This window comes from Gemmatimonadota bacterium, from assembly GCA_016719105.1.
Classification (GTDB): Bacteria; Gemmatimonadota; Gemmatimonadetes; order Gemmatimonadales; family Gemmatimonadaceae; genus SCN-70-22.
This window is the reverse complement of record JADKAQ010000014.1, coordinates 153,251-166,905: the sequence shown is the minus strand read 5'-3', so window position 1 is coordinate 166,905 and position 13,655 is coordinate 153,251. Positions and strand designations below refer to the sequence as shown.

At 69.0% G+C, this 13,655-nt stretch carries 11 protein-coding genes; 10 read left to right on the top strand and 1 reads right to left on the bottom strand.

Annotated elements, in window-relative coordinates; genetic code table 11:
* The first annotated feature begins 8 nt into the window (after positions 1-8).
* From IPN47_15365 to IPN47_15355, 3 genes are all read left to right on the top strand, one after another.
* A complete protein-coding gene (locus tag IPN47_15365; protein MBK9409393.1) occupies positions 9-530 on the top strand; it encodes a prolyl-tRNA synthetase associated domain-containing protein in 522 nt (173 codons plus the stop codon).
* Positions 531-812: 282 nt separating this feature from the next.
* The gene (locus IPN47_15360) at positions 813-2,384 is read left to right on the top strand and encodes a serine hydrolase (GenBank protein ID MBK9409392.1); all 1,572 of its coding nucleotides are present in this window, start codon (positions 813-815) and stop codon (positions 2,382-2,384) included.
* A gap of 233 nt (positions 2,385-2,617) precedes the next feature.
* Positions 2,618-4,456: a CocE/NonD family hydrolase gene (locus tag IPN47_15355; GenBank protein ID MBK9409391.1), complete on the top strand. Its 1,839-nt coding sequence runs from the start codon at positions 2,618-2,620 to the stop codon at positions 4,454-4,456.
* A gap of 86 nt (positions 4,457-4,542) precedes the next feature.
* Here the strand turns inward: IPN47_15355 and IPN47_15350 are convergent, their stop codons facing one another.
* On the bottom strand, positions 4,543-5,124 hold the full coding sequence (locus tag IPN47_15350; protein ID MBK9409390.1) for a DUF1211 domain-containing protein: 582 nt from the start codon (positions 5,122-5,124) through the stop codon (positions 4,543-4,545).
* 190 nt (positions 5,125-5,314) lie between these two features.
* Between IPN47_15350 and IPN47_15345 the strand changes: the two genes are divergently transcribed.
* From IPN47_15345 to IPN47_15315, 7 genes are all read left to right on the top strand, one after another.
* Entirely contained in the window at positions 5,315-6,754 is a 1,440-nt protein-coding gene (locus IPN47_15345; GenBank protein ID MBK9409389.1) for an insulinase family protein, read from the top strand.
* A gap of 2 nt (positions 6,755-6,756) precedes the next feature.
* Complete coding sequence (locus IPN47_15340; protein MBK9409388.1) at positions 6,757-8,187, top strand: insulinase family protein; 1,431 nt, start codon at positions 6,757-6,759, stop codon at positions 8,185-8,187.
* Positions 8,188-8,283: 96 nt separating this feature from the next.
* On the top strand, positions 8,284-8,841 hold the full coding sequence (locus tag IPN47_15335; GenBank protein MBK9409387.1) for a hypothetical protein: 558 nt from the start codon (positions 8,284-8,286) through the stop codon (positions 8,839-8,841).
* A gap of 119 nt (positions 8,842-8,960) precedes the next feature.
* Complete coding sequence (locus IPN47_15330) at positions 8,961-9,380, top strand: hypothetical protein (protein ID MBK9409386.1); 420 nt, start codon at positions 8,961-8,963, stop codon at positions 9,378-9,380.
* A gap of 643 nt (positions 9,381-10,023) precedes the next feature.
* A complete protein-coding gene (locus IPN47_15325) occupies positions 10,024-10,773 on the top strand; it encodes a hypothetical protein (protein ID MBK9409385.1) in 750 nt (249 codons plus the stop codon).
* Positions 10,774-10,920: 147 nt separating this feature from the next.
* Positions 10,921-12,087, top strand: coding sequence for an NAD-dependent epimerase/dehydratase family protein (locus IPN47_15320; GenBank protein MBK9409384.1), 1,167 nt, complete (start codon positions 10,921-10,923; stop codon positions 12,085-12,087).
* A 541-nt stretch (positions 12,088-12,628) separates the two neighbouring features.
* On the top strand, positions 12,629-13,591 hold the full coding sequence (locus IPN47_15315) for a VOC family protein (protein MBK9409383.1): 963 nt from the start codon (positions 12,629-12,631) through the stop codon (positions 13,589-13,591).
* The last annotated feature ends 64 nt before the right edge of the window (positions 13,592-13,655 follow it).

Genomic DNA, 13,655 nt, shown 5'->3' with positions numbered 1-13,655 from the left:
CTTTCGGCATGCCGATCGAGACCCCATACACCGACGCGACGCTCTGCGAACTGCTGTGGGCGAACGCCATCGCCTTCACGCGAGGCGATCACCCCGCCGTCTTCACCTGCGACGAGGCCGATCGCCTGGTCCCCGCCGAGTTGGTGGGTGTGCAGACCAAGAATCTCTTCCTGCGCGATGGCAAGGGACGTCGTCACTGGCTGCTCGTGACGTCGTGTGAGAAGGCGGTCGACCTCAAGGCGTTGGCGCCGCGCATCGGGGCCGACAACCTGAGCCTCGGTTCCCCGGAACGGCTGCTCAAGTTCCTGGGCCTGACGCCGGGGGCGGTGTCGCTCTTTGGGCTGGCGAACGACCCCACGCACGACGTGGTGCTCCTCGTGGATCGCGACGTGTGGGAACGCGATGCGTGGCGCTGCCATCCGATGGTGAACACGGCGACGCTGGTGATCAACCGCGACGGCGTGGACCGATTCCTTGCCCTCACGGGGCATCAGGCGACACCGGTTGTCGTACCAGTGCGCGTGGCGTGACGCCCGTGTTCGCGGGGGCGCGAGCCGGGGTTCGTCACGCTCGCCGGGCTGGCCGCCGTCGCACTCGCCGCCCCTGACGTGATGTCCGAGGCACCGCGGTCGGGAATCGCGCGCGCGCCGTGGTGGCAGGGGCCGATCGGTGGTACCGTAGTGGGCGTCAGCGCCCGGGCGATTGCGGACGCCATGGCTCCACACCGCCCGCCCGCTGCCGTTGACGGCAATGCGCTCCGTGAGCTGCAACGTCGCCTCTCGTCCTGTTCCCCAATCGCTCTCCCGGTGTCCATGCGCCCAGTCCGTCACGCGATCCTCGCCCTGCTGGCCGCTGTGCCGGTGGCCACCCCGGCCCTTGCCCAGCGCCGCCCCGCTGCGCCTCCCGCCCTCGACGCCCGATTCGACGCCCAGATCGACTCGGTCCTCAAGGCCTGGCGGGTCCCCGGCGTCGGCATCGCCGTCGTCCACAAGGGGAAGGTCATCCTCGCCAAGGGTTACGGCTACAAGGACGTCGCCGCCAAGGCGCCGGTGACGGCCACGACAAAGTTCGCCATCGGCTCCGTCACCAAGTCGTTTGTCGTCACCGGGCTTGCCACGCAGGTGAAGCAGGGGGCGCTCGACTGGGACAAGCCGGTACGCGAGTACCTCCCCGATTTCCGCCTGTACGATGCCGTTGCTACGGAGGGGATGACGCCCCGCGACCTCGTGAGCCATCGCTCCGGGCTTCCGCGGCACGACCTGCTCTGGGGCCGGGGCGTGTTCACGCGCGAGGAGTTGTACCAGCGCATGCGCTACCTCGAGCCGACGCGCCCGTTCCGCAGCTACTGGCAGTACCAGAATCTCATGTTCATGACCGCCGGCTACCTCTCGGGGAAGCTGAACGGGACGACGTGGGAGCAGGTGGTGAAGGACCGGATCTTCACGCCGCTTGGCATGTCGACCGCCGACCTGTCGGTCGCCGACCTCCAACGCTCGGCAGACTATGCCTTCGGCTACGCCCTCTCCGGCCAGACCGACAACGACTCGGTGGTGAAGGTCCCCTACCGGAATCTCGATGCTGTCGGGCCGGCCGGTTCGATCAACGCCAGCGTGGAGGAGATGGCCAAGTACCTCACCATGCACATGCAGGGGGGAACCTACAACGGGACAGAAGTCATCGCCGCCAAGGATGCGCGCGAGATGCAGTCGCCGCAGATGTTCATGCCGCGCCCCCCGGTCCCCCCCACCGGCGAGTGGAATGAACTGGGCGACGAGAGTTACGGGATGGGGCTCTTCCTCAACAACTACCGCGGACACCGCCTCGTGCACCACGGCGGGAACATCGACGGCTTCTCGGCAGAGCTCAACTTCCTGCCAAGCGATTCCATCGGCGTCGTCGTGCTGACGAACCTGAATGGGACGCAGGTGCGCGACTTCATTCCGTACCTGGTCTACGACCGCCTGCTCGGCCTCACGCCGATCGACTGGAGCAAGCGCTTCAAGGAGCGGCAGGCGGCGACGCAGGCGCGAGCCAGGGAAGCGCAGGCCAAGGAGGACGCGCTACGGCGCGCGGGAACGCAGCCGAGCCATCCGTTGGACGAGTACGTGGGGACGTATACCCACCCGGGATACGGCCCCGTGACAATCGCCAGGGAAGGCGACCGGCTGCAACTCGCGTTCATGGGACTCTCCTTCCCCATGGAGCACTACCACTTCGACACCTTCCGCCTCGTTCCGCCGCCGGGGAACCCGCTGCTGGCCGGGTTCCGCTGGAAGGTCACCTTTGCCGCGGATCGCGATGGCGACGTGGTGAGCCTGAACGCCCCCGTGGAGCCCGCGCTTCCCCGTGGGGTGAGCTTCGCGCGGCCCAAGCCGAAGCGTTAGGTTCCGCCCTTCTTTTTTTCGCTCCCTGAGGGGCACGCCTTCCCGTCCATCATCGCGTTGCTCCTGCGGGTGGCGATGCGAGGGGAAGGTCGGCTCGCGTGCACACACGGCGAGATGGACACGGCGCGCCGGAAGCGAATGTGACGCGCCCCCGACCGGGAGGTTGGCGGGATGACCCGGACGTGCTGGTGAAGCGATCGAGCGAGCGTATCTCCCCTCCCTTCGTGGACGACATGATGCAACGCAGAATGCAGCTGGCGGTCGGATGTGTGCTGGCATGGAAGCTCCTCGCCGCGGCTCCCACGGCGTGGGCGCAGGGATCCCCCCCCGCCCCCGGCGCGCCGTATCCCCGCCCCAAGGGCGCGTACGAGGTGGAGGTCCAGCGCGACCTCATGATCCCCATGCGCGACGGCGTGCGCCTGGCGACCGACCTCTATCGCCCCAAGGGGATGACGGGTGCGCTGCCGACGATCCTCATCCGCCTCCCCTACAACAAGGCAGCGTATCGCGCCGCCACGGTCCCGGCCGACTTCTTCGCCTCGCACGGCTACGCGGTCGTGGTGCAGGACGTGCGCGGCAAGTTCGCCTCGGAAGGGACCTTTCGCGTGTACGAAGGGGACATGACCGACTGGCCCGACATGTTCGACTGGATCGGGGCGCAGTCATGGTCCACCGGAAAGGTCGGGACGTATGGCTGCTCCTACCTCGGCGAAGGGCAGATCCTCGCCGCGCAGACGCGCCACCCGCGGCATGTCGCGGCCATTGCGCAGGCGGCGGGCGGCAACCTCGGGCGCGTGGGGCGGCGCCGGGAGTTCTGGGGATCGGTCGAGGGGGGCGCCTTCTCCATCTCGATCAACTTCGGGTGGATGCCGGTCTTCGCCTCCACCGAGAAGGGGGCCAAGCCGATGCCGAGCGTCGACCTGGCGTCGTATTTCCGTACCCTGCCGGTGATCGACATGCCCGATCGCGCGGGTTCGCCGTCCTGGGATTGGCGCAATTTCCTCGAGCGCTCGCCGGACGACCCCTGGTGGGACAGGCAAGGCTACCTGACCGCCGACGACAGCGTGGGCGTGGCCACGTTGCACGTCACCTCCTGGTTCGACCTCGCCGCCGAGGCACTGGAGTCGGCGAGGATCTTTCAGGCCAACGCCATCAACGACCGTGCACGCGACGGACAGTACGCCATCGTCTCCCCGACGGTGCACTGCGCCTCCGAGGCGGCGAGCGCACAGACGATGGTGGGCGACCTCAACGTGGGCGACGCGCGGCTGCGCTACTGGGAGACCTACCTCGCCTGGTACGACCGCTGGCTCCGGGGGAACGCACGTGCGCTCGACGGGCTCCCCAAGGTCCAGTACTACACGATCGGCCGCAACGCGTGGCAGGCGTCCGACCGCTGGCCCGCGGCCAGGATGCGCGAGACCGCGATCTACCTGGACAGCGATGGTGGCGCCAACACGCGCAATGGCAATGGTCGCCTGACGAGTCGCGCCCCGACGCGCGCACGCGTCGACACCTTCACCTACGATCCCGACCGGCCGGTCCCGGCGCGCGGCGGTTCGATCTGCTGTACGGGGAATCCCAAGGACCAGCCCGGATCGTTCGACAACGCCGACATCGAGCTGCGCCCTGACGTGCTGGTCTACACCGGCGAGGTGTTGCGTGACGGGTTGGAGCTGTCGGGGCCCATCCGCGCCTACGTGCACCTCAGCAGCGACGCCCCCGATACCGACCTGACCGTGAAGCTGCTGGACGTCCATCCCGACGGAAAGTCGATGAACATCCAGGAGGGGATCACGCGCGTGCGTTACCGCGACGGCTTCGACAAGGCGCGGATGATGGAGGCGGGGAAGGTGTACGAGGTGCCGGTCGACTTGCACGCGACGTCGTGGTACCTGGCCCCCGGGCATCGACTGCGCGTCCAGGTGTCGAGCTCCAACTTCCCGCGATTCGACCGCAACCTGAACACGGGCGGGCGCAACTACGACGAGACGACGTGGCGGGTCGCCCGGAATGCGGTGCACCACTCCGGGGCGGCGGCGTCGCGTCTCATCCTCCCGGTGGTGCGCTGACCGCGGCCACTACCGCCATCGCCGAGTCGGCGATACCTAACGATGACGCGGGGGCCGGCACGAGCCGGCCCTCGCTCGTGGCTCCCTCACCGCTCCGACCGAAGCGCCCGTTCGATGCGGCGGTCCGGGATGAACCAGATCAGGGCCACCGCCACGTAGAGCGCCATCGACAGCCACGAAACCCAGTACGCCACGGCGATCGCCGTCGCGTACGCGGCGAGCGAGACCTTCCCCTGGACGTCGCCGCCGACGGCCTGCTGCAGGACGGAGTTGGGACCGTCGGCCGCAATGATCGCCTTCGAGAGGATCGTGTAGGCGATCGCCGCCATGAACATCACGATGCCGTACACGGCCGCCGTCAGCGCGGTGAAGCGGTTCTCCCCCATCCAGCCGGTGGCGAAGGGGATCAACGACAGCCAGAAGAGCAGGTGCAGGTTGGCCCAGAGGATCGGCGCCGTCACGTGGCGCACGGTGTGGAGCAGGTGATGGTGGTTGTTCCAGTAGATCCCCACGTACACGAAGCTCAGCACATAACTCAGGAAGACCGGGAGGAGCGGCTTCAACGCCTCGAGTCCATCGCCGTGCGGGACCTTGAGTTCGAGCACCATGATGGTGATGATGATGGCGAGGACGCCGTCGCTGAACGCTTCGAGGCGGTTCTTTCCCATGAGATGTCGATCCGGGGGAGGGGGGCCGCTTCCGGTGAGATGCGGTCAGCGGGGGAGGATGGCGACGGCGCCCCCGGGAAAACAAGACGACGTTGGCGTCGCCAGCAGAACGGACCGTCACGTCGCTCTTGACAACCGGGGCGCGCCGGGACGAGTTGGCGCATCACGACAATTCACGACGGACCATCGCATGCATTCCCGACGAAAGTTCCGCGCGTTCGCTCCCCTGTGGACGTTGCTGCTGCCGCTCCTGGCGGCCTGTTCGCGCGAGTCGCCCCCCGCCGACGCAGGCACCGACAGCGGCGCCGGCTCGGCACTCACCGTCCCAGTCGTCTACGACACCCTCGCCAACGGGCTCAAGGTCGTCTTTTCGCGAGACACCACCTCACCCACCGTGGGGGTCGGCGTCTACTACCACGTGGGCTTCCGCAACGAGCCGCGCAACCGCACGGGCTTCGCCCACCTGTTCGAACACCTGATGTTCCAGGGGTCGGCGAACCTCGGGAAGCTCGAATTCATCAAGCTCATCGAGTCCAACGGCGGGATCCTCAACGGCTCCACGCGCTTCGACTTCACCAACTACTTCCAGATCGTCCCGTCGCACACGCTGGAGACGATCCTCTGGGCCGAGGCCGACCGCATGAAGGGGTTGGCCATCGATGGGACCAGCCTGCAGAACCAGAAGGACGTGGTGAAGAACGAGGTGCGCGTGAACGTGCTCAACCAGCCGTACGGGTCGTTCCCCTGGATCGACCTCCCCATGGCCGCCCATACGAACTGGTACAACGCGCACAACTTCTACGGTGAGCTCAAGGAACTCGACGCGGCCACGCTCGAGGACGCCTCGGCCTTCTTCAAGACGTATTACGCGCCGAACAATGCGGTGGTGGTCGTGGTCGGCGACTTCGAGCCGGCGCAGGCGACCGCATGGGTGACGCAGTACTTCGCCGACATCCCGGCGGTCCCGCAGCCCGAGCGCCCCGACATTGCCGAGCCGCGGCAAGAGAAGGAGCGCCGCGCCTCGCGCACCGACGCCCTCGCCAACCGCCCCGCGTTAGGCGTTGCGTATCACGTCCCCGAGCGATGGACCGCCGACTGGTTCGCCTTCGGCCTCATCGACCAGATCCTCGCCCAGGGGCGCGACTCGCGCCTCTACGACGCGCTCGTCCAGCGCGCCGGCCTCACCAGCGACGTGAACGCCGGGATCAACTTCGGGCTCGGCAACATGTTCAACTACGAAGGGCCGATGCTCTGGATGCTCGCCATCTATCACGACAAGGGCGTCACCGCCGACTCGCTGCTCCGCGTCATCGACGGCGAGGTCGAGGCGCTGCGCACCACCCCCGTCGACTCGGCGACGCTGGCGCGCGCGCGCACCAAGATGCGGTCCTCGCTGTACGGCGTCGTGGACGAGTTCGCGGGGCTCGGCAAGCTCGACCTGTTGGCGTCGTTCGCGCTCTTCGATTCCGATCCGGCGCGCTTCAACCGACTCGAGGCGGAGTTCGCCAAGGTGACCCCCGAGCAGCTTCGCAAGACGGCGCAGGAGTACCTCCGCAAGGAGAACCGCACGGTGTACACGGTGAAGCCGGGGGCCAAGGATGCCCCGACCGCCAGCGCCCAGGAGAACTGACCATGCCGACGATGCAGCTGACGGGACGTCGTTTCGCGTTCGCCGTCGCGTTTCTCCCCGCGACCGCCTGGTCCGCCGTCCATGCCCAGGCGCCGACCGTGGCCACCAAGCCCGCGCGCCAGGCGCCGCCGGCCCCTGGAACGCCGAAGGACTTCCGCGTACCGCCCCGCCGCAGCTTCGACCTCCCCAACGGGATGCGCGTGACGCTCGTCCCGTACGGGCGCGTCCCCAAGGCAGCGGTGGAACTCACCGTGCGCACCGGGATCATCGACGAGGGGCCGCAGGATGTGTCGCTCTCGCAGGTGACGACCGACATGCTCCTCGAGGGGACCACCACGCGCACCCCGCAGGACATCTCGCGCGAGGCCGCCGACATGGGGGGCTCGCTTCGCGCCACCGGCGGCGCCGAGGCGATGACGCTCGGGGGCGAGGTGCTCAGCGACTTCGTGCCAGGCTTCGTGGCGCTGGTCGCCGATGTCGTGCGCAACCCGCGCCTGGACGCGGCCGATCTCGCGCGCACGCTCGACAAGCATGCACGCGACAACGCCATGTCGCTGGCACAACCCGGGACGCTCGCACAGAAGCGCTTTCGCGAGATCGCCTACGGCAACCACCCGTTTGCCCGCGTCTTTCCCACGGAGGAGATGCTGCGCGGCTTCACGGTCGCGCGCGTGCGGGAGTTCCACGCGAAGCAGATCGGGGCAAAGCGCGCGCATCTGTACGTGAGCGGGGTCTTCAACGCCGCCGCGGTCGAGAAGGCGGTGCGCGATGCCTTCGGCAGTTGGACGGCGGGCGCGCCTCCCACCGAGAACCCGCCCGTGCCGGTCGCCAGGCGACAGCTCGAGCTCATCGATCGCCCCGGGGCGGTGCAGAGCTCGATGTGGATGGGGTTGCCGGTGGCCAACCCCACGTCGAGCGACTGGACGGCCATGCAGGTGACCGACGCCTTGTTAGGCGGGGCCTTCGGCTCGCGCATCACCAGCAACATCCGCGAGGACAAGGGCTACACCTACTCGCCCTTCTCCTTCCTCTGGACGCGCAAGGGATCGTCGCTCTGGGTGGAGGTCGCCGACGTCACCACCAAGGACACCGGCAACTCGCTCACCGAGATCTTTAAGGAGATGGAGCGCCTGCGCACCGAGGCGCCCCCCGCCAAGGAGCTCGACGGGATCAAGAACAACATGGCCGGCGTCTTCACCATCCAGAACAGCTCGCGCTCCGGCCTCATCGGCCAGCTGCAATTCGCCGACCTGCATGGCCTGGGCGACGACTACCTCGGGACCTACGTGAAGAAGGTCCTGGCCGTCACCCCGGAGGATGTGCGCGGCACGGCGCAGAAGCACCTCGACCCCGCCCGGGTGTCGGTGGCCATCGTCGGCGACAAGAAGGTCGTCGAGCCGCAGCTCGGGCAGTTCAAGCCGATCGTCCCCTAGCCCCCCCGTTCGGACGGGGTGTGCTTGCCCCGAAGGGAAATCGTGCGAGATTGGCGACGGGAATCGTCCCGCCGCCACGGGCATGAGAGAGTAGGCATGACGCGAGGCCTTGCACGGATCGTCCTGATGGTTGGAGTGGTCGCCTGCGGACGCAGTACCGCGTACCGCGCCCCCTCGCCCGCTCCGCTCGTCGCCGATCATGCGCCCGCGGTGGCGCTCGCCTCCGCGTCGACGCCGGCGGGTGGGCCGAGCAGCGCGAGCGAGGCGACCTGCACGGGCTGCGCCGCCTCGTCGTCGTTCCGGCCCGTTGAGATCGTGGTGCTCGAGCGGCGCCTCACGGCGCTCAAGGCGAAGGGCGGCGATTGCGCAGCCTACGGCGCGGTGCTCGAGCGCGCCTACCGGAGCGGGCAGATCACGATTCGTCCCTATATGTGGCGTGTTGGCGTGCAGCTCGCCTCGGGGGAAGCCCATCCCAACGGCGACATCTTCCTCGCTCGCGAGATCGACTCGCTGAACGTGGGGCGCCGGACCTTCGACGACCTCGTCTGGTCGATGGAGCACGAGGCGGCGCACCTGGCATTCAACCTCGATTCACCGCTCGACCGCGGCCCGGGCGACCGCGCCGACGCCGTTGTGCGCGCCTGCCGCAGCTGACCGACGCGCACGCGCCGGTGCCGACGGGGGGGGGAACCGTGGCCGCGGGAACTGGACCACGTGGTGCGACCAGGCGAGATTGCGGGAGTGCCGTCGCCCTTTCGCCTAACGACTATCCGATGCATCGCGCCGTGACCCGCCCGTGGGGAACCCGGGGACTCTTCGCCATGGCGGTCGTCGTGGCGGCCTGCAACTCCGACAGCGGCGGCCAGGCGTCGACCGGCCCGATCTTCCCGGTGACGCCCAAGTTCGAGATCGGCGTGCCCACCGCCGCCAGCGTGATCCAGGGGGCGACCACGACCCTCCCCATCACGATCATCCGCACGGCCTATCCCGGACCTGTCTTCGTCACCTTCTCCGGGCTCCCCGCCGGGGTGACGGCGCCAGGGGTCAGCTCCACCTCGACCGACCAGCTCAGCATCACCATCACCGCCGGCGCCTCGGCGACCACGGGGGTGAAGGAGGTCACGGTGAATGCCACCGGGAGTGACGCGCCGAGCCGAACGGCCACCTTCAATCTGACGGTGGTGGCGAAGTAGACGCCGTCGAACGGTTCGTCACGTCGCCCTCGCCGCCTGGCGCTGGACGCGTACTTTCGGCGCATGACCTGGCTCACCACGCCGCTGCGCCTGCGGCACGGCCTCTCTCTCCTGGCGGCCTGCGCGAGCGTCGCCACCTCGCTCGGGGCGCAACGGGCCGACACCGCCGGCGTTGGCGCCGCGCTCGCGGCGTTCCAGTCACGCTGTCGCGAAACCGCAGCCTCGCTGTGGGGGACGCGTCTCTGCGGTGGCATCGTCCTCGTCGATCCATCGTCGCGCGTCGTCGTCACCAACCGCCGACTGCCTGATGCGGGGCTCTCGGCCGCCGGATCGCTCTGGGTCGGTCGGCTCCCCGACTCGGTCATGGTGGCGAACACCGCGTTCCAGTGGCATGGCGAGGCGCTGGCCATGGTCATGCTCCCACTCTCGTCCGACGACTTCGATCGTACGACGCTGCTGGCCCACGAGTCCTTCCATCGCATCCAGAAATCGTTAGGCCTGTGGATCAGGGAGCAGCCGAGCGTTCACCTCGACGAGCGCGCTGGGCGCACCTGGTTGCGGCTCGAGGTGCAGGCGCTGGCCTACGCGCTCACCACGCGCGGCGAGGCGCAACGCGCGCACGCGCGCGCCGCCCTCGCCTTTCGTGCACACCGGCAGCGATTGTTTCCCCGACGCCCGCGCGCGCGAGGACTCGCTGGAACTGCAGGAAGGACTCGCCGAGCACGCCGGTCAGGTCGTCGCCTCCGCTCGCTCCACGCTCGGCCCGTTGCGCACCGTGCGCACGATGGACGGGGTGATGCGTCGCCCGTCGTACGTGCGCTCGTTTGCCTACGCCACCGGCCCCGCGTACGGCCTGCTGCTCGATCAATTCGCTCCGGGGTGGCGCACCCGGATCGCCCGCGTGCGCTCGCTCGCAGGGCTGCTGACGGCGGCACTCGGCACGCCGTCGCGCGACACCACGGAGTCCGCGCTCGTTGCGCTCGCCCAGCCGTACGGCTACCCCGCGATCGACGCGGCGGAGGCAGATCGTGAGGCGCGCCGCAACGCGCAGCTCGCCGCCGTGCGCACCACGCTCGTCGAGGGCCCCGTGGTGCGACTCACGCAACGCGGGGTGATGCGGTCGTTCGATCCCAACACGCTCATCGCCATGGATTCGCTGGGGATGGCCTATCCCACCGGGGAGTTCGGGGCGGCGTGGGGCAAGCTGGTCGTGTCCGAGGGGAGCGACGGCGCGCTGCTCTCGTCGGACTTCGCCCTGCTTCGGATCGCTGGTCCCCCGGCGATCGACGGGCGCACGGTGCGAGGGAAGGGGTGGGTGCTGGAACTGGCTGAGGGGTGGCAGTTGGTACCTGGCGCTCGCGCCGGCGATTTCGAGGTCCGGGGAAGGCCGTAGCGTGGGGTGAGCGTCGCTTCGTCATGCCGTGCGACGCCTTGCGTCCCGGGCGCGCGGGACACACGTGGGGAGAGGCGCTCCGGCGCGCACGGCGGTACACTATCGCGCTCCCCAGTCGTCGCCTCCTCCCCCATCATCCCCACGGCGATGTCGCTCGATCGACGCACCTTCCTCAAGTCATCGGCCCTCGCGGGCGGCGCGCTCGGCATCGGTGCGCTCGGCACGCGCGCCGATCGCGCCTTCGCGGCCATCGTCGATCCTCGTGCGACGCGCGAGCCCGTGCCTCCCGCGCCGGCGCCGCTCCGCATCCTCATTCTCGGAGGAACCGGCTACATCGGCCCCGAGCAGGTGTCCTACGCGATCGCACGTGGCCACACGGTCACCCTGTTCAATCGCGGGCGCACCAACCCCTCGCTCTTCCCGAACGTCGAGAAGCTGGTGGGCGACCGCAACGCCCCCGGTGGACTGGATGCACTCAAGGGGCGCAGCTGGGATGTGGTGATCGACAACCCCACCGGCAAGCCGCAGTGGATCGTGGATGCGGCCGCGGTGCTCAAGGGGAAGGTGGGGCAGTTCATCTATGTCTCGAGCACCGGCGTCTATGCCAACAGCGACCGCGTGATGCCTGACGAGAACTCGCCGTTGCTCGACCTCGCGCCGATCACGGGCCCCGAGGCCGACCAGGCAGGATACGGCTCTCGCAAGGCCCGCTGCGAACAGTTGGTGCAGGAGGCTTTTCCCGGGAAGAGCACCGTCGTGCGCCCGGGGCTCATCGTCGGCCCCGGCGACCTGACCGATCGCTTCACCTACTGGCCGTGGCGCATCGAGAAGGGGGGCGAGATCCTGGCGCCGGGAGGTTTCGACGACCCCGTGCAGTGGATCGACGTGCGTGACCTGTCGCAGTGGATGATTCGCCTGGCCGAGCAGCGCACCATGGGCGTCTTCAACGCCGTGGGGCCCGCGACTCCGATCGGCATCGGTGGCATGCTGTGGGGGATCAAGGGGTGCTTCGCCAACGACGCGCGCTTCACGTGGGTCCCGCAGCCATTCCTCACCGAGCAGAAGGTGCGGTCGTGGGCCGAGATGCCGGTCTGGTCGTATCCCGGGGCGAGCACGCTCGCGTACTGCACGAGCAAGATCGACCGCGCGATCGCTGCCGGGCTCACCTTCCGCCCGCTGGCGGAGACAGTGCGCGACGGGATGGCGTGGTATCACTCGCGCCCGGCGGATCAGCAGGAGAAGCTGCGGGCGGGGATCACGCTCGAGCGCGAGCGCGAGGTGCTGGCGGCGTGGAAGGCGAGCCGGGGCGGCTAGCTGAAGCGGACGCGGAGCGGCCCCGTCAGTCACCCCTCCCCGGCACGACTCGTCGTCATCCCCGCATGGGGAGAGATGCCCGCCGCCCCCGCGGATTCGATGATGGTCGTGCTTCCTCGGGAGGACCTCGAGGAGGCGACGAACACGATCGACAAGGCGCGGCCCCGTGCCGTCACGCTGTCCGGCAAGCATTCGCCCTCCGATTTTCGCCTCGGTCGAGGGGAGGCAGGAGGGGAGCGGCACCGCCACCCTCGCTTCCTGCCGATCTCGCGGCAGATGAGCCGATTTCGTCGCGACTCCCGCCTTCAGCCCTGGGGCCGGCATCGCCTCGCGCGAGCGAGCGAGTTCGCAAGCCTCCGGCACTGGCCGACCGTCGTCACCGTTCGCATTCTGGACAAGCGGCGGACTCGGCTCCTTGCACCTGAGGCGGCCAGAAGGCGCTCCACGTCTCCCCACGGCCTGTCCCAATCGCGAGCTGCCGCGACCTCACGATCGACCACGCTGGCGCGCCGAGCGCGTCGGTGATTTCCGGAGTCTTGTCATGACGGTGACGACACAGGATCGCTACGGCGAATCCAACGGGGCGCAGCCAGCTCTCCCGGGCAGTTACGGTCAGGCGCCAAACGGGTATCGCCTCCCCGCAGGGACGCGGCTAGGTCCCGTGCGACTTCAGGTCGCTGACCTCGCTCGCTCGTTGCCGTTCTACGTCGAGACGCTCGGCTTTCGAGAGGTGGCTCGCGACGCCGGGCAGGCGACACTCGCGGCGCACGCCGACGATCGCGTGCTCGTGGAGCTAGTCGAGCGGCGCGGAGTGCGCCCGGCCGGGCGTGGGCTCCTTGGCCTCTATCACGTCGCGATCCTGCTCCCCGACCGCGCATCACTGGGGCGTTTCGTTAGGCACTTGTCCGAGTCCCGCACGCCTGCCGGGGCCGGCGACCACTTGGTGAGCGAGGCGTTCTACCTCACCGATCCCGACGGTCTCGGCATCGAGGTCTACGCCGATCGCCCCCGCGAGACGTGGCACCGGCTGGGGCGCGAACTGATGCTCGCCACCGATCCGGTCGACGTCCGCGGACTCGTCGCCGAGGCTGGTGAGGAGGCGTGGAGCGGGATGCCCGCCGGGACGGTGATCGGCCACGTACACCTACACGTCGGCAGCATCGAGCAGGCACAGGCCTTCTACTCCGAGGCGCTGGGATTCGACCGCATGACGTGGCGCTACCCCGGGGCGCTCTTCCTCGGCGCCGATGGCTATCACCACCATCTCGGGACCAACACCTGGGCGGGCGCGGGCGCGCGCCCCCCGGCCGACACCGATGCGCGATTGCTCGAGTGGACGATCGAACTCCCGCGTGCGACGGACGTCGCGGCGGTGAGCCAGAGCCTGTCCGACGCGGGGTATCCCGTGGAATGGGCGGGCGAAGGGGACGGCATGGCGACGACGCAGGACCCGTGGGGGACGCGCGTGCGGTTGCGCGCGGCCGGGGCAGGCATGCACGCCTAACGAGCTGCTCGAGGGGAACGCCCCGAGGCCTTGCCGCCTGTGGCCGGCGGCAAGGGCTTCGGAA